Origin of the sequence: Aeromicrobium phragmitis, assembly GCF_003674095.1 — a bacterium.
GTDB lineage: Bacteria > Actinomycetota > Actinomycetes > Propionibacteriales > Nocardioidaceae > Aeromicrobium > Aeromicrobium phragmitis.
In genome coordinates this window covers 1-290 of the sequence record NZ_RDBF01000299.1, presented here as the reverse complement: position 1 = coordinate 290, position 290 = coordinate 1, and the positions used below count along the sequence as shown (strand labels likewise).

Here is a 290-nt window from a genome sequence, read left to right as displayed (position 1 = left end):
GCAGGCGTTCGGAGCGTCGCTGCGGGGCGGTCTGCTGCTCTACGGGCCACCGGGCTGCGGCAAGACCTTCATCGCCCGTGCCGTCGCCGGCGAGCTCGGCCTGAGGTTCCTCACCGCATCGATCGCCGACGTGATGGGCGAGCACTTCGGCCAGACCGAGAAGAACCTGCAGAAGCTGTTCGCCTCGGCGCGCAGCTACGCCCCGATCGTGATGTTCCTCGACGAGATCGACGCGCTGGGCGCCCGCCGTTCCAGCATCGGCACCGGATGGTCCGGCATGCGCGCGATCG

At 69.7% G+C, this 290-nt stretch carries 1 protein-coding gene; it reads left to right on the top strand.

Translation table 11 applies throughout. The features are described 5' to 3' along the window. Window positions 1-290: AAA family ATPase (locus D9V41_RS17440; RefSeq protein ID WP_121795654.1), on the top strand; the 290-nt coding region annotated here is incomplete at both ends.